At 72.4% G+C, this 15,183-nt stretch carries 11 protein-coding genes; 3 read left to right on the forward strand and 8 right to left on the reverse strand.

Annotated features, from left to right (window positions below; genetic code table 11):
• Positions 1–112: 112 nt before the first annotated feature.
• Positions 113–2,773 carry a collagenase gene (locus AC07AL_RS37740; protein WP_478319526.1) on the reverse strand — a complete coding sequence of 887 codons (2,661 nt, stop codon included), beginning with the start codon at positions 2,771–2,773 and terminating at the stop codon, positions 113–115.
• A 211-nt stretch (positions 2,774–2,984) separates the two neighbouring features.
• Positions 2,985–3,944: a LysR family transcriptional regulator gene (locus AC07AL_RS37745; protein ID WP_363629161.1), complete on the reverse strand. Its 960-nt coding sequence runs from the start codon at positions 3,942–3,944 to the stop codon at positions 2,985–2,987.
• A gap of 442 nt (positions 3,945–4,386) precedes the next feature.
• On the opposite strand from AC07AL_RS37745, the gene AC07AL_RS37750 reads away from it, so the two are divergent.
• The gene (locus tag AC07AL_RS37750) at positions 4,387–4,584 is read left to right on the forward strand and encodes a hypothetical protein (protein WP_363588357.1); all 198 of its coding nucleotides are present in this window, start codon (positions 4,387–4,389) and stop codon (positions 4,582–4,584) included.
• 173 nt (positions 4,585–4,757) lie between these two features.
• On the opposite strand, the gene AC07AL_RS37755 is transcribed toward AC07AL_RS37750, so the two are convergent.
• Both AC07AL_RS37755 and AC07AL_RS37760 read right to left on the reverse strand, forming a co-directional pair.
• Positions 4,758–6,104 carry a class I SAM-dependent RNA methyltransferase gene (locus AC07AL_RS37755; RefSeq protein ID WP_478319527.1) on the reverse strand — a complete coding sequence of 449 codons (1,347 nt, stop codon included), beginning with the start codon at positions 6,102–6,104 and terminating at the stop codon, positions 4,758–4,760.
• A gap of 383 nt (positions 6,105–6,487) precedes the next feature.
• Positions 6,488–8,557 carry an APC family permease gene (locus tag AC07AL_RS37760; protein ID WP_363588359.1) on the reverse strand — a complete coding sequence of 690 codons (2,070 nt, stop codon included), beginning with the start codon at positions 8,555–8,557 and terminating at the stop codon, positions 6,488–6,490.
• A gap of 229 nt (positions 8,558–8,786) precedes the next feature.
• On the opposite strand from AC07AL_RS37760, the gene AC07AL_RS37765 reads away from it, so the two are divergent.
• Both AC07AL_RS37765 and AC07AL_RS37770 read left to right on the forward strand, forming a co-directional pair.
• A complete protein-coding gene (locus tag AC07AL_RS37765) occupies positions 8,787–9,455 on the forward strand; it encodes a potassium channel family protein (RefSeq protein ID WP_363369779.1) in 669 nt (222 codons plus the stop codon).
• On the forward strand, positions 9,455–10,126 hold the full coding sequence (locus tag AC07AL_RS37770; protein WP_063347598.1) for a potassium channel family protein: 672 nt from the start codon (positions 9,455–9,457) through the stop codon (positions 10,124–10,126). Before AC07AL_RS37765 ends, AC07AL_RS37770 begins: the two co-directional genes overlap by 1 nt.
• Positions 10,127–10,222: 96 nt before the next feature.
• Here the strand turns inward: AC07AL_RS37770 and AC07AL_RS37775 are convergent, their stop codons facing one another.
• The 4 genes from AC07AL_RS37775 to AC07AL_RS37790 all read right to left on the reverse strand — a co-directional run bounded on the left by AC07AL_RS37775 (position 10,223) and on the right by AC07AL_RS37790 (position 14,894).
• Positions 10,223–11,038: a DUF3159 domain-containing protein gene (locus AC07AL_RS37775; protein WP_363588361.1), complete on the reverse strand. Its 816-nt coding sequence runs from the start codon at positions 11,036–11,038 to the stop codon at positions 10,223–10,225.
• A 2-nt stretch (positions 11,039–11,040) separates the two neighbouring features.
• Entirely contained in the window at positions 11,041–11,448 is a 408-nt protein-coding gene (locus AC07AL_RS37780; RefSeq protein WP_063347599.1) for an OB-fold nucleic acid binding domain-containing protein, read from the reverse strand.
• A 67-nt stretch (positions 11,449–11,515) separates the two neighbouring features.
• Positions 11,516–12,196 (reverse strand): response regulator, encoded by a 681-nt coding sequence (locus tag AC07AL_RS37785; RefSeq protein WP_033351413.1) that lies wholly within the window; start codon positions 12,194–12,196, stop codon positions 11,516–11,518.
• Between the two features lie 109 nt (positions 12,197–12,305).
• Positions 12,306–14,894 carry a sensor histidine kinase KdpD gene (locus AC07AL_RS37790; protein WP_363588363.1) on the reverse strand — a complete coding sequence of 863 codons (2,589 nt, stop codon included), beginning with the start codon at positions 14,892–14,894 and terminating at the stop codon, positions 12,306–12,308.
• Between the last annotated feature and the right edge of the window lie 289 nt (positions 14,895–15,183).

Raw genomic sequence — 15,183 nt, forward strand, 5'->3', positions numbered from 1 at the left:
CCCCCCCCCCCCCCCCCCCCCCCCCCCCCCCCCCCCCCCCCCCCCCCCCCCCCCCCCCCCCCCCCCCCCCCCCCCCCCCCCCCCCCCGCCCGGGAGCGGACGCGGGACCGGATCAGAACTGGGTGCTGACCGTCACCCCGCTGAAGTCGGTGTTGGCGTAGAGGCTGATGTAGCGGTAGCCGGCCGTCGGGTTGGTGACGGTGATGCTCTGCGTGCTGCCGGCGTTGGTGGAGGAGGCGGTGAAGGCGTTCGGCGAGGCCCAGGTGTCCGCGTTGTAGTACAGGTACGCGGTGCCGGTGCCGCCGGAGGTGCTGATCTTCAGGGTGCTGACGCCGGCCGGCAGGTAGACGTACAGGTAGTCGAGGTTGCCGGCGGTGGCGGTGAGGTTGGACCGGGAGCAGTTCTGGCCGAGCGCGTCGGTGCGCGGGTCGGCGCAGGTCGGCAGGGTGGTGCCGCCGCCGGTGCCGGTGGTGACGGTGACCGAGGCCGGGGTGCTGGCGGTCCTGCCGGTGGCGTCGGTGACGGTCAGGGCGACGGTGTACGTGCCCGCGGCGGCGTAGCCGTGGCTCGGGTTCCGCTGGTCGGAGGAGGTCCCGTCGCCGAAGGTCCAGTGCCAGGCGGTGATCTGGCCGGGGCCGGTCTGGACGGACTTGTCGGTCAGCGTGACGGTGGCGCCGTTGACGGCCTGGGCGAACAGCGCGGTCGGGCCGGCCGCGTAGCAGGCGCCGCCGGCGCAGCCGTCGAGCCAGGCGTCGAAGTCGGCGTCGTAGCCGGTGCCGATGCCGTTGTAGACCGCGTAGCCGCCCTGGTAGTCACCGGTGCGGAAGTGGCCGAGCATGGCGTAGACGTCGGCCGGGTGCTTCTCGAACATGTACCGGACGGCGAGGTAGCCCCACGGGTAGGTGCGCACCGAGTCCGAGTTGCCGTACGTGTTCTGGAAGACGGTGCTGAGCTTGTAGGTGTGCTTGGCGGCCTCGGCCATCGCCTGGGTGTCGGTGGTGCCGCGGTAGGCGTAGGACTCGTACTCGGCGACGCCCTCGATCCACCAGATGTCGGGCACGGAGATCTCGGTGGAGAAGTTGCCCTTCATGTCGTAGATGCCGTCGAGGTAGTGCGTGTACTCGTGGTTGAGGTTCCACACGTTGGCGGTGAAGCCGTCGTTCCACGACTTCTGGTACATCACGCACACGGCGCGGTTGTTCGGGTCGGTCGGGTCCATGACGGTCTGGCCGCCGTTGTCGGTGGAGTTCCCGAAGATCGCCCAGGAGTAGTTCAGGTAGTCGGCCTGGTTGGCGAAGACCGCGAGGGTCATGTTCTTGTCGTACGGGTTGACCGGGCCGTTGTCCTTCACCAGGTTGTGGAAGAAGGTGTCCTCGCCGCGCAGGCTGGTGCAGACGGCGGCCAGGTCGGCGGGCGACAGCGACTCGGTCTGGATGGTGCGGTTGTCGCAGACCAGCTGGTTCGGCAGCACCGCCGCGGTCAGCTTCGCCGGCAGGTCGCAGGTGCCGTAGTACGAGCACTGGCCGGGGTCGAAGGCGTTGGCCTGGTAGGCGGTGTGGACGTACAACGGGCCGGTGACGCCGGTGATCTGGGCGCCGTCGAGCACCGCCTTGACCTTCCCCTTGACCGCGGCCTCGACGACGGGGCCGTCGCCGGCCATCCGGCCGAGGTCGTTGCCCGCGTTGACGTCGAGGTAGGCGTTGGCGGTGCCGAGCAGGTCCTTGTGGTTGAGCGCGAAGTCGCCCAGGACGGTGCCGATGCTCGGGTCGGCGCCGACCGCGCTGACGAAGTCGCTGTTCCAGTTGCCCCGCCACAGCGGCGCGGACAGCACGGCGTTGACCGCCTTGAGCATCTTCGGGAAGGCGTTGTACGAGTTGTTGTAGCTGGTCAGCACCTGCTTGTAGACGCCCAGGTAGCTGCCCTGCACGTTGGCGCTGTCGGTCAGGACCAGCACCTCGTTGAGCACGGTGCCGTTGTTGTCGGTGACGTCGGTCCAGTGCCGGCCGGCGAAGAAGGCGTCGAGCCCGGCCTTGGAGGCAGTGGTGAGCGCCGCGTCGTAGGGGCCGACCGCGTCCGCGTTGTTGGACTGGACGTAGTACCCGGCCCGCAGGAAGAGCACGAGCTGCAGGATGCCGGTGGAGTTGTCCCCGGTGTAGTTCGCCGCCAGGCCCTGGTAGGCGTTGGCGACGGTGAGCATCTGGGATTCCTTGAAGATCCTGCCCGCGTCGGTGCCGGTGACGTTGAACAGCGTGTTCACGCAGTCCGTGGTCGAGCCTTCGAGGAAGGAGACCAGGTCGGCGCCGCTGCGCCCGCCGAAGTCGGCGGGGGTGCAGCTCGGCGCGGCGGCACCGGCCGTACCAGCGGCGGCACCGGCCGCACCGGCGACGGCACGGGCCGAACTGCCCGGCTGGGCCGCGGAGTTGCCCGGCTTGGCCGCGGGCGCGTGCGGCTGGGCCGGGCGGGGCGCGGTCTGCACGACGGTGCCGGCCGGCTGGCCCATCACGACCTGGCCCAGCAGCGCCGGCGGCAGCGGCTTGGCGGCGGGGGCGGCGGCCTCGGAGGGATCGGCCGCGAGGAAGGCCCCCAGCGGCTTCGGGACGGCCGACGCGGCGTCGGCCGTCGCCGGGGCGGCGGCGGACGACCTGGCGCCGGTCGGCGGCTGGGCGGCCGGCCCGGACGCGGCGAGCGCGGGGACGGGCAGCAGGGTGGCGGCGGTGGCACAGCCGGCGACGACGCCGGCCATGAGCGTGGGGAGGGGTATGCGAAGGCGCACTGCGGGGTCCTTCTCCTGTGGGGGAGGTGACTGGACGACTGCCGAGGCTTGGGGGAAGTCGACGTGATCCTGCCATCGGGCGACCCGTCAGAACAATGTCACAGGTCATATGACATCGACTGTGGCGGGCATAACACCGCCCCACCGGGACCGGCCGCCCGCCCCGGCCCCGCGGCCGGACCCGGCCTCCCCACCTCCGGACCCGGCCTCCCTACGGCCGGACCGGCCGGTACGTCCGCGCCGCCCACGCCTGGAAGGTCGGCGAACTGGCGATCAGGTCCCGGTAGGCCGCGGCCGCCGCGCCGAACAGCGTCTCCACCACCTCGCCGCTCACCCCGGCGGCCCGCCAGGCCAGCAGGTGGCGGACCCAGATCGGCGTCCCGGCGAGCGGCTTGACCAGCACTTCGGCCAGCGGCCTGGTGGTCGCCTGGACGACGGAGATCCCGAGCCCGGCGGAGATCATCTCCTGCAGCTCCAGCCGCCCGCCGAGGAACTCGTGGACGGTCGCCGGGGTGAAGCCCGCCGCGGCGCAGGCGCCGTAGAACACGCCGTGCCAGCCGGCCCCGTCGTCGGGGGTGAGGAACCAGTCCTCCTCGGCCAGGTCCACCAGGGCGATCTCGGTGCGGTGCCGGAGCCGGTGGCCCGCCGGGAGTGCGACGAAGGCGGGCTCGGTGACGATGCCACGGTGCGCGACGGCCGGCGAGTGGCGCAGTTCCCGGCCCGGGTAGTCGACGGCCACGGCGGCCTCCGCGTCACCCTGCTCCAGCAGGTCGACGATGTCCGACGAGCGGTAGACGGAGGTCACCGTGAAGCGCTGGTCGGGCCGCTGGTGCCGGGCCCTGGTGACCAGTCCCGGCAGGATCGGCGAGATGGTCGCGGCCAGGCGCAGCTCCTGGCGGGCCGGCTCGCCGGGGGCCGCCGGGCGGCGGCCGAGGCAGTCGGCGCGGGTGAGGAGGTCGCGCGCGGCGGCCACCACCTCGACACCGAAGCAGGTCGGCGCGACGCCCACGGCCGTGCGCTCGAACAGTGGCGCGCCCAGGTGGCGTTCGATCCGGCGCAGTTGCGTACTGGTCGCGGGCTGCGAGGCGCCGAGCAGGACGGCGGCCCTGCCGACGCTCCCCGTGTCGGCGATGGCGCACAGCACGCGAAGGTGCCGCAGTTCCAGCTCCATGACCCTCCCCCTCACCCAAGGGCCGCACCCTCCCGGCCGACCGCTCCGGGCTGGAGGGTGCGGCCCCGGCGGTGGCTGTGCAACAGCACACATGACATGTCGGCCGCTCACCTTCGCCCCGCGCGAATCACCTCGTCAAGCCCCCTCCGGGAGCCGAACGGCGGCGCCGGCAGCGGCCTTTACCGGCGCATTGCGTCCCCCTGACCACTCCCTGACCCCCACCCCGGCGACCGCCCGGCCCGGCACCCGCCACCCCGCCCGACGCCGGCCCCCCGCGAAGCCCCTCCGAAGATCCTCCGAAGCCCCCCGTGGCCCTCCGCGGCCACCCCGCCCGACGCCGCCCCGCCGGGGCGAGCGAGACTTGAAGAGTTCTTCACCTTCCGGGACTCTGAACTCTCCTGAGCGTTCCGCGGAGCGGCACCGACCGGTCTGGAGGCCGGCAATGACAGCCATGTTCGACCAGGAGCTGCGCGAGCAGCTCACCCAGGCCCGCCGGGACCTCGCAGCGGCCCGGGCCGAAGGGGACGCCGACGGCGTCCAGGCGTACGAGGGCCGGATCGCCGGACTGCTCCGGCTCGCCGCCCAGCACGGGATCGACCTTCCGCACAGCGCCGACGAAGAGGAGCACAACCGGCCCTGACCGTCCCGCACCGGAACGGCGAGGAGGCGGCACCCGCGTGAACGGGTGCCGCCTCCTCTGCCGTCTCCTCCGCCGAACTACCCGGAGCCCTCGGAGTCCCCGGAGCCCCCCGGACCGCCTCGAACGCGATCAGCGCCCGTCGAAGCCGGCCGGCACCCCGGAGGGCCGCCGGGTCACTTCCCGATCGGCTCCAGGACCGCCACGCACTCGAAGTGGTGCGTCATCGGGAACAGGTCGAAGGCCCGCAGCGAGACCGGCCGGTAGCCGCCCTCGCGGAAGAACGCCAGGTCCCGGGCGAGCGCCGCCGGGTCGCAGGCGACGTACGCGATCCGGCGCGCCTCCAGGCCGACCAGGTGCGCGACGGTCTCGCGCCCGGCGCCCGAGCGCGGCGGGTCCAGGACGATCAGGTCGGTGGCGGTGATGCCGGTGCGCGGCAGCAGCGTCTCGACGCGGTCGCACTCGATCCGCACGTTGTCCAGCGCGGCCAGGTTGTGCCGGGCGTCGGCCACGGCCTGCTTGGAGGACTCGATGCCGAGCACCGCGCCCTCCTCGCCGACCCGGTCGGCCAGCGCGCCCGCGAACAGGCCGACGCCGCAGTACAGGTCGAGCGCGTTCTCGCCCCACTGCGGGTCCAGGCCGTCCAGGACGGCGTCGACCAGGGTGTCCGGCGCCTCGGGGTGGATCTGCCAGAAGCCGCCGTTGCTGACCCGCCAGGTCCGCCCGGTCGCCCGCTCGCGCACGAAGCTGCGACCGTGCACGCGGTGGATGTCGCCCTGGTCGTCCACCCGGGCGATCGACACCGGCTTGTCCAGCTCGACCAGCGGCAGCTGGGCGCCGGGGCGCGGGGTGAGCACCACCTGGCGGTCCGAGGATCCGCTCGCGGCGATCACCTCGACCGAGGCGATGCCCGGCCAGTCGCGGGCCTCGATGCCGAGTTCGGTGACGCCCTCGGCGGCGATCAGGCAGCGGTCCACCGGCTGCACCTCGTGCGAGCGGTGCTTGCGCAGGCCGACCTTCCCGGTCTCCTGGTCCACGGCGTACTGCACGCGGGTGCGCCAGGTCGGCACCTGCCCGGCCGGCAGCTTGCCGCCGACCGGCTCGACGCTGCCGTCCCAGCCCGCCTCGGCCGGGGTGAGACCGGCCAGCTTGGCCAGCTGCTCGGTCAGCACCTGCCCCTTGAGCTTGCGCTGCCCGCCCGGGGTGACGTGCTGCCAGTCGCAGCCGCCGCACTTGCCGGGCCCGGAGAACGGGCACGGCGGCGCGATCCGCTCCTTGGCGGGCTCCAGGATCTCGACCGCGTCGGCCCGCAGGAACCGGGAGGTGGAGGTGCCCTCGGTGACCAGTGCGACCACCTTCTCGCCGGGCAGCGCGTGCCGGACGAACAGCACCCGGCCCTCGTACCGGGCCACGCAGTGCCCGCCGCCGTGCGCGACCGGGCCGACCTCGACCTCGTAGCGCTGGCCGGCCAGCGGATCGCCGGACGGCGTCTCGGGCCGCGCGGCCCGCGGCGCGGTGCGCAGCGCCTTCGGCGGCCGCACCGCCTGCTTGCGCGGCCGCTCCCCCGGCGTGCGGGACGCCTGCGCGCGGGATCCCCGCGCACGGTCGCCCTTCGGCGCACCGTCCTTGGAGCGCTCGGCCTTCTGCGTGCGCTCGGCCTTCTGCGCACTGTCGGTCTTCTGCGTACGGGCGGCCTTCGGCTTCCCCGTGTCGGCTTCCGCCGGACGCGCGGGAGCAGGCTCGCCCGGCGCGAGCGGCGCGGTCTGCGCGGTGAAGCCGTCGCGGTCGGTGGCGGCCGGGCGCACGGGCTTGCCCCAGCGCGGCCGGGCGACCTTGCCGGGCTTGGCGGCGCCCTTGCGGGCGCCCTTGCCCGAGGATCCGGAGGAGCGGGACGGGGTGTTGCGGGTCACTGGGCGGAGTCCTTGCTGCTGTCAGCGGTGGCGTCTGGCATAACGGGGACCTTCGACTTTACGGCCTTCGGCGCCCGAGGCTCGCCACGCCGGACGGCGCCCGGCGCCGACCAGGCCTTCTGCGGCTTGCGCCGCTCGGAGGACTCCAGCTGCCACGGCACCGAGGTGACCATCACCCCGGGCTTGAACAGCAGCCGCCCCTTGAGCCGGAGCGCGCTCTGGTTGTGCAGCAGGTGCTCGTACCAGTGGCCGACCACGTACTCGGGGATGTAGACCGACACCACCTCGCGCGGGCTGCTGCGGCGCAGGTTCTTCACGTAGTCGAGGACGGGCCCCGTGATCTCGCGGAACGGCGAGTCCAGCACCTTGAGCGGCACCTCGATGCCGCGCTCATCCCATTCCCGGCGCAGCGCCGCCGTGTCGGCCGGGTCGACGTTGACGGTCACGGCCTCCAGGGTGTGGGCGCGGGCGAGCCTGGCGTAGGCGAGGGCGCGCAGCGCGGGCTTGTGCAGCTTGGAGACCAGCACGATGGCGTGCACCCGGGTGGGCAGCACCACGTCGTCCGGCTCCTCGGCGGCGATGAGCTCCTCGGAGACCCGGTCGTAGTGGCGGCGGATGCCCTTCATCATCACGAAGAGCACGACCATCGCGGCGATCGCGATCCAGGCGTGGCTGATCTTGGTGACCAGGACGACGATCAGCACGGCCATGGTCATCACCAGGCCGAAGGTGTTGATCGCCCGGCTGCGCTGCATGTGGCGGCGCTTGGCCGGGTCGGTCTCGGTGCGCAGCAGCCGGGTCCAGTGCCGGATCATGCCGGACTGGCTCATGTTGAAGGAGACGAAGACGCCGACGATGTAGAGCTGGATCAGCCGGTTGGGGTCCGCGTCGAAGGCGATGACGAACAGGATCGCGGCGATCGCCAGCAGGATGATGCCGTTGGAGAAGGCCAGCCGGTCGCCGCGGGTGTGCAGCTGGCGCGGCAGGTAGCGGTCCTGGGCGAGGATCGAGCCGAGCACCGGGAAGCCGTTGAAGGCGGTGTTCGCGGCGAGCACCAGGATCAGGCCGGTGACGGCGGCGACGAAGTAGAAGCCGGGCGTGAAGTTGTTGAAGACGGCTTCGCTGATCTGGGCGAGCGCGGTCTTCTGGTGGTAGCCGGGCGAGGAGCCGACGAGCTGCTCGGCCGGGTTCTCGGCCATCTGCACGCCGGTGAGGCGGGCCAGCCAGATGATGCCCATGAACATCACCACGGCGATGCTGGCCATCATCAGCAGGGTGGTGGCGGCGTTCTTGCTCTTGGGCTTGCGGAAGGCCGGCACGCCGTTGGAGATGGCCTCCACGCCGGTGAGCGCGGCGCAGCCGGAGGAGAACGACTTGAGCAGCAGGAACACCATGGCGAACCCGGCCAGCGATTCGTTGCCGGGGGTGGCGGCGAGGTGGAATCCGGAGCTCTCGGCGGGCATGTCCTGGCCGAGCAGGAAGTGCCGGACGAAGCCGTAGCCGACCATGCCGATGACGCCGATCATGAAGGCGTACGTCGGGACGGCGAAGGCGGTGCCGGATTCGCGGACGCCGCGCAGGTTCATGCCCATCAGCACCACCACGACGATGACCGACAGGGTCAGTTCGTGGCCGCGCAGCGCGGGGACGGCGGAGACGACGTTGGCGACGCCCGAGGTCGTCGAGACGGCCACGGTGAGCACGTAGTCGACCATCAGGGCGCTGGCGACGACGAGCCCCGACTTGGGCCCGTGGTTGACGGTCGCGACCTCGTAGTCGCCGCCGCCGCTCGGGTAGGCGTGCACGTTCTGCCGGTAGGAGGCGACCACCGCGAGCATCACGATCGCGACGACGACGCCGATCTGCCAGGAGAAGTGGATCGCCGAGGCACCCGCCACGGAGAGCGTCAGCAGGATTTCCTCGGGGGCGTACGCGACCGAGGAGAGCGCGTCCGAGGCGAAGACGGGCAGCGCGATCCGCTTGGGCAGAAGTGTTTCGCCCAATTTGTCGCTGCGCAGGGCGCGCCCGATCAGGATGCGTTTCGGTAGGTCAGTCGGCATAGGCACGTTAAGGAATCGTAGGGGCTTCCCGGGCCGGGCTCCGCCGTTTGTCCCCCCCTTCGTCGCGACTGCGTTCTATGGACCGGCTAGCGTGTCGGATACGAGTCGGCGGGCAACACTCACGTTGTGAGTCGGCGCCCCACAAGAACGCTCGCCCAGGGAAGCCGGGCGGGAAAGGGAGATGAACGGTGTTTGCGCAGGTCAAGAACCCTACGGGACGGGTGAGGTAGCGCCGGTGCACATCGTCATCATGGGCTGCGGCCGCGTGGGCTCGGCCCTCGCCAGAGCCCTGGAGAAACAGGGCCACTCGGTGGCCGTGGTCGACCAGGACCCGACCGCGTTCCGTCGGCTGGGCGCCGGGTTCAACGGGCGCCGGGTGACCGGCGTCGGCTTCGACCAGGACACCCTGCGCGAGGCGGGCATCGAGGAGGCCGGCGCGTTCGCCGCGGTCTCCAGCGGCGACAACTCCAACATCATCGCCGCGCGGGTGGCCCGGGAGAACTTCGGCGTGGAGAACGTCGCGGCCCGGATCTACGACCCCCGCCGCGCCGAGGTCTACCAGCGCCTGGGCATCCCGACCGTGGCGACGGTCCGGTGGACCGCCGACCAGATGCTGCGCCGGCTGCTGCCGAGCGGCGCCGAGCCGCTGTGGCAGGACCCGAGCGGCGGCGTCCAGCTGGCCGAGGTCGCCTACGCCCCGGGCTGGGTCGGCCACCGCATCAGCGTGCTGGAGGAGTCCTCCGGCGCCCGGGTGGCGTTCGTCACCCGGCTCGGCGAGGGCGTGCTGCCCTCGCCCCAGATGGTGGTGCAGGAGGGCGACCTGGTGCACGTGATGCTGCGCCGGGGCGACCTGACGGCGGTCGAGGCCGCGTTCGCGCAGGGGCCGAAGGAGGAGGGTCACTGATGCGGGTCGCCATTGCCGGGGCCGGTGCCGTGGGTCGCTCGATCGCGGGCGAGCTGCTGGAGAACGGGCACGAGGTCCTGCTGATAGACAAGAACCCCAACTCCATCTCGGTGGAGCGGGTACCCATGGCGGAGTGGCTGCTGGCCGACGCCTGCGAGATCACCTCGCTGGACGAGGCGGCCCTGCAGCGCTGCCACGTGGTGATCGCTGCGACCGGCGACGACAAGGTGAACCTGGTCGTCTCGCTGCTCGCCAAGACCGAGTACGCGGTGCCGCGGGTGGTCGCCCGGGTGAACAACCCGAAGAACGAGTGGCTCTTCAACGAGTCCTGGGGCGTGGACGTGGCCGTGTCCACCCCGCGTCTGATGTCCGCCCTGGTCGAGGAGGCGGTCAGCGTCGGCGACCTGGTCCGGCTGATGCGCTTCAGCCAGGGCAACGCCAACCTGGTCGAGCTGACCCTGGCCGCCGACACCGAGCTGGTCGGCACCCGGGTGGGCGACGTGGCCTGGCCGCAGGACACCGCGCTGGTGACGATCATCCGCGAGGGCCGGGTGCTGGTGCCGGGCAAGGACGACACCCTGGAGGGCGGCGACGAGCTGCTCTTCGTGGCCGCGCAGGAGCGCGAGGAGGAACTGGAGGACCTGCTGTCGGCGTCCTCCGGCGCCCAGTAGGGCCGAAGGCGCGGACCGGACACGGGCGAGGGCCCGCACCCCTGGTGGGTGCGGGCCCTCGCCCGTCGCGTTCGGACCGGCCGGCCGGGGCTCCGGCTAGCGGGCCGGCTCCTCGTCGTCGTCGAACTGCGCCTTGATCGGCGGCGGCGCCTTGAGCAGGATCTGCCAGGTGACGTACATCGCCAGCAGCATCGGCGGGATGCCGAGGGCGACCTTGAGCCAGCCGAGCAGGTTGACGTTGTGGGTGAAGTACAGCGGGAAGAGGATCACCGGCTTGAGGCCCATGATCACCACCCAGGCCCAGGTCGCCTTGGTGTAGGCGGCGAACCGGCCCGGGTTCTCCTTGCGCCAGGTGAACATCTCGCCGGTGACCGGGCCGAGCATCACGCCGATCATCGGCCAGCGCACCAGGGCGGAGACCGCCAGGGCGATGCAGTAGCCGACGTTCCACAGCAGGCCGGGCAGGTAGAAGTCCTCGGCGCGGCCGCTCTTCATCGAGATCCAGGCGCCGAGGGCGACGCCGAACACCCCGCTGAAGGCGTGCTGGACGGTCTCCCGCCGGGCCAGCCTGGTCACCACGAACACCGCGCACAGGCCCAGCGCGGCCCAGGCGGCGGAGCTGACCTGGTGGGTGATGTTGAAGGTGACGATGAAGACCAGGCCGGGCAGCGTCATGTCGATCATGCCGCGCACGCCGCCGAAGGCCTGCAGAATGGTGTCGGCCGCTTCCTTGGAGGCGGCGGCCTTGCGGGCGGCCTCCTCGGCCGCGCTGTCGGCGGCCTCCTTGGCGACGACGGCCTCGCGGACGGCCGCGTCGGCCGCGGCCCCGGGTCCGTGCGGGCCGGGCGGCGCGTGGTGGTTCGCGGCCAGGTCAAGCTGGGCGGCGGACTCGCCGCCGGGCTGGTTGCTCACGCTCATTCGCTCCCGTGTCCGACCGGACGCAGCTCATAGCGGGGGTTGAACAGCACGCGGCGCCCGCGTGCGTGGCTGATCCGGCCGCTGGCGACGAGCCGGCGGCCCGGCTCTATGCCCGCGATCGAGCGGCGGCCGAGCCAGACCACGTCCAGCGCCTCGGTGCCGTCGAAGAGTTCGGCCTCCAGAGCCGGCACCCCGGCCCGCGGGCGGAGCGTCACCGTGCGCAGCGTGCCCGCGACGGTGACCAGCTCGCGGTCCGCGCAGCCGGCGATCGGCGTGCAGCCCGACTCCGCCGCGCTCTCCTGGCGCAGCTCCTCGGCCTGCAGCTCCTCGGCCGAGGAGGTCAGCCGGCTGAGCATGCGGCGGAATCGCCCCTGCGGCTGGTCGCTGCTGTTGTCACCACTCATGCCGGAAGGGTACCGGTTTCCGCACCCCCGGCGGCAGGCCGTACGGCCACCGGGGGCGCCCCGGGGGTCAGCTCTCGAAGCGGTAGCCCATGCCCGGTTCGGTGATGAAGTGGCGCGGGTGCGAGGGGTCGCGCTCCAGCTTGCGGCGCAGTTGGGCGAGGTAGACCCGCAGGTAGTTGGTCTCGGTGCGGTAGGCGGGGCCCCACACCTCCTGGAGCAACTGGGTCTGGCTGACCAGTCGGCCGGCGTTGCGGACCAGCACTTCCAGCAGGTGCCACTCGGTCGGGGTGAGGCGGACGTCGGTGCCGTCCCGGTTGACCTTCTTGGCGGCGAGGTCGACGGTGAAGCTCTCGGTGACGACCAGCGAGTCGTCCTCGCCCGCGACCGGCTCGGCGCGGCGTACGGCGGCGCGCATCCGGGCGAGCAGCTCGTCCATGCCGAACGGCTTGGTGACGTAGTCGTCGGCACCGGCGTCCAGGGCCTCGACCTTCTCGTCGGAGGCGTGCCGGGCCGACAGCACGATGATCGGCACCCTGGTCCAGCCGCGCAGGCCGCGGATCACCTCGACGCCGTCCATGTCGGGCAGGCCCAGGTCGAGGACGACGACGTCGGGATGGCGGGCGGCGGCCAGTTCCAGGGCGCTCGCGCCGTCATGGGCCGCGTCGACCTCGTACTTGCGGGCCTTGAGGTTGATCACCAGCGCGCGGACGATCTGCGGTTCGTCGTCCACGACGAGGACCCGGGTCATTTACGGGCTCCGCCTTTCAGGGCTGTCGGACTTACGGACTGTGGGACTTGCTGAACATACGACGTGCGGAAGCGAGGAACGACAGGCCGGAGCGGCAGGCCACCGGCTGTCACGTGATCAGCCGCGACAGCGGATCGTGCCCGTCACCGGCCGCCTCCCCCGGTTCCGGCGGCCGTTCGGCGGCGGGCAGGCTGACGACCATGGTGAGGCCGCCACCGGGGGTGTCCTCGGCCGTGACGGTACCGTCCATCGCCTCGACGAAGCCGCGCGCCACCGCGAGCCCGAGCCCCACCCCGGCGCCGCGCGGCGCGTCCCCGTAGCGCTGGAACGGCGCGAAGATCCGCTCCTTGGCGTCCTCGGGCACGCCCGGGCCGCGGTCCACGATCCGCAGCTCGACCCGCCCGGAACCGCCCGGCTGACGCAGCGCGTCGGCCTTGACCAGCACCTTGACGCCGTCCGGGCTGTACTTGACGGCGTTCTCGACCAGGTTGGCCAGCGAACGCTCCAGCAGGCCGCCGTCGGCCCGGATCATCGGCAGCGTCTCCGGGACGTCGAGGCGCACGGACTCGGGCGGCACCCCGCCGAGGGCGAACGGCACCACCTCGTCCAGGTCGGTCTCCTGGATCAGCGGGGTGACGGTACCGGTCTGCAACCGGCTCATGTCCAGCAGGTTGTTGATCAGGTGGTCGAGCCGGTCGGCCCCGGCCTCGATGCCGGCCAGCAGCTCCGCCTCGTCCTCCGGCGCCCACTCGACGTCGGCCGCCCGCAACGAGGTGACGGACGCCTTGATCCCCGCCAGCGGGGTGCGCAGGTCGTGCGAGACCGCCGCCAGCAGGGCGGTGCGGATCCGGTTGCCCTCCGCCTCCCGGCGGGCCGCCGCGGCCTCCCGGGCCAGCCGCCGGCGCTCCAGCACCACGGCCGCCTGCGCGGCGAACGCCCCGAGCAGGCGCCGGTCCGCCCCCGGCAGCACCCGGCCGCGCAGCACCAGCGCCAGGCTGTCGCCGACCGGGACGTCCACGTCGGCCTCCTCCGGCCGCTCCGGCGGGCGCGGCCCGGCGGTGGCGACCGGCACCCAGGCACCGAGCGGCTCCGGACGCTCCAGCAGCGCGGCGCTCTCCTGCCCGAAGGTCTCCCGGACCTGCTCCATCAGCGCGGTCAGCACCCCGTCCCCGTTCGGCGCGCCGCGCAGCACGGTACCGGCCAGCGCGCTGAGCGTCTGCGCCTCCGTCTGGCTGCGGGCCGCCTGGTGGGTGCGCCGGGCCGCCAGGTCGACCACGGAGGCGACCGAGATGCCGACCACGGTGAATATCGCCACCGCCATGATGTTCTGCGGCTCGTTGATCGTGAAGGTGTGGATCGGCGGCGTGAAGTAGTAGTTCAGCACCGACGAGGCGACCAGCGCCGACCCGATCGCCGGCAGCAGCCCGCCGACCAGCGCCGCGCACACCGTCAGCGACAGGAACAGCAGCATGTCGGTGGACAGGCCCAGCCCGCCGATCGCGGTCAGCACCAGCGCCAGCACCGGTGGACCAGCCATCCCGATCAGCCAGCCCGCGATGGTACGGGGGCGGCCCAGGTCGGTGATCCGGCGCACCGGCACCCGCCCGCGTCCGTGCCCGGCGTGCTCGTGGGTGACCATGTGGATGTCGATGTCGCCGGCCTCCCGGGTCACCGTGGTGCCGACGCCAGGCCCGTAGAGGTACTGCCAGGCCGGCCGTCGGCTGGTGCCCAGCACGATCTGGGTCGCGTTCACGCCCCGGGCGAAGTCCAGCAGCCCGGCGGCCGGGTCGTCGCCGAGGACGGCGTGGAAGGAGCCGCCGAGGCTCTCCACCAGGGCCCGCTGTTCGATCAGCGTCTGCGGGGAGCCGGTGCCCGAGAGCCCGTCCGAACGGGAGATGTGGACGGCGAGGAGCTCGCCGCCCGAGACACGGGCCGCGATCCGGGCCGCCCGCCGGATCAGCGTCGCCCCCTCGGGGCCGCCGGTCAGGCCCACCACGATCCGCTCCCGGGCCTGCCAGGTGCCCTCGATGCCCTGCTCGGCCCGGTACTTCTGCAGGTACTCGTCGACCCGGTCGGCGGTCCACAACAGCGCCAGCTCGCGCAGCGCGGTCAGGTTGCCCGGGCGGAAGTAGTTGGCCAGGGCCGCGTCTATCTTCTCCGGCGCGTACACGTTGCCGTGCGCCAGCCGCCGCCGCAGCGCCTGCGGCGACATGTCGACCAGCTCGATCTGGTCGGCCCGGCGCACCACCGCGTCCGGCACGGTCTCGCGCTGGCGCACCCCCGTGATGCCCTCGACGGCGTCGCCGAGCGACTCCAGGTGCTGGATGTTGACGGTGGAGATCACGTCGATCCCGGCCGCCAGCAGCTCCTCGACGTCCTGCCAGCGCTTGGCGTTGCGGCAGCCGGGGATGTTGGTGTGCGGCAGCTCGTCCACCAGCGCCACCTGCGGGCGGCGGGCGAGGACGGCGTCCACGTCCATCTCGGCGAACGTGGCCTCCCGGTGCACCAGCTGCCGGCGCGGCACGACCTCCAGCCCGTCGACGAGCTCCGCGGTGAGCCGCCGGCCGTGATCCTCCACGAACGCCACCACGACGTCCGTGCCACGCTGCTGTCGCCGGTGCGCCTCGGCGAGCATGGCGTACGTCTTGCCGACCCCGGGGGCCGCCCCAAGGTAGATGCGCAGCCTGCCTCGTCCCATGAGCACCATTCTTGATCCGGCTCTGCCCCGGGGCCACCCCCGGACACCTGTTCCCCTTCCCTTCGAGACTACGGCGTGAGCGGCGATTTTCCGCTGATCAGTGGACTGATCATGCGGTTTTAGCGACATATTGACGGCGCCCGCCCCCCTCGGCCGGGCCGGCGTGAAAGCCTTCTGCCCTGTCTCCGGGAAATGCAAAAAGACCCCCTCCCGGACGGGAGGGGGTCTTTTCGGAATAATTGTTCGGCGGCGTCCTACTCTCCCACAGGGTCCCCCCTGCAGTACCATC

This window comes from Kitasatospora sp. NPDC043949 (assembly GCF_056435365.1).

What these genes read in the sequence shown, in the direction of transcription:
- AC07AL_RS37790 (WP_363588363.1), bottom strand. Translation starts at nt 14,894, where the DNA reads ATGGGACGAGGCAGGCTGCGCATCTACCTTGGGGCGGCCCCCGGGGTC.
- AC07AL_RS37785 (WP_033351413.1), bottom strand. Translation starts at nt 12,196, where the DNA reads ATGACCCGGGTCCTCGTCGTGGACGACGAACCGCAGATCGTCCGCGCG.
- AC07AL_RS37770 (WP_063347598.1), top strand. Translation starts at nt 9,455, where the DNA reads ATGCGGGTCGCCATTGCCGGGGCCGGTGCCGTGGGTCGCTCGATCGCG.
- AC07AL_RS37745 (WP_363629161.1), bottom strand. Translation starts at nt 3,944, where the DNA reads ATGGAGCTGGAACTGCGGCACCTTCGCGTGCTGTGCGCCATCGCCGAC.
- AC07AL_RS37780 (WP_063347599.1), bottom strand. Translation starts at nt 11,448, where the DNA reads ATGAGTGGTGACAACAGCAGCGACCAGCCGCAGGGGCGATTCCGCCGC.
- AC07AL_RS37750 (WP_363588357.1), top strand. Translation starts at nt 4,387, where the DNA reads ATGACAGCCATGTTCGACCAGGAGCTGCGCGAGCAGCTCACCCAGGCC.